The sequence below is a fragment of the Yersinia sp. 2542 StPb PI genome (assembly GCF_048593855.1).
Lineage (GTDB): Bacteria > Pseudomonadota > Gammaproteobacteria > Enterobacterales > Enterobacteriaceae > Yersinia > Yersinia enterocolitica_E.
Map to the genome: position 1 here is coordinate 1 of NZ_JAZGQA010000553.1, position 289 is coordinate 289.

The window sequence follows — 289 nt, forward strand, 5'->3', positions numbered from 1 at the left end:
ATTGCGCTAATCAATAATAGAATAGATAATACTAGCAATAGTGCAGCACCATGCTGTGTCTCTAAACTATTCACAATTATAAAACTCCACTATTCAATAAAATAACAACTCGTCTTATCATGCCAATACCTTCCAATTCTATGGTAAATTCAACGGCGTGAGGTAAAACAACGTCGCTCCGCCATTCACTTAGCCATTTCTTGTCATAATATATCTGCATTCTAAATGCTGAGACTCCATCTATAGCATCTAAAACCTTGTATTCCTGACCTGCCATGCAACCAATTTT

At 36.3% G+C, this 289-nt stretch carries 1 protein-coding gene; it reads right to left on the reverse strand.

Annotated elements, in window-relative coordinates; translation table 11 throughout:
• Positions 1–76 precede the first annotated feature (76 nt).
• A partial coding sequence (locus V1952_RS22720) for a type II secretion system protein GspJ (protein WP_420075656.1) occupies positions 77–289 on the reverse strand: 213 nt, incomplete at its 5' end.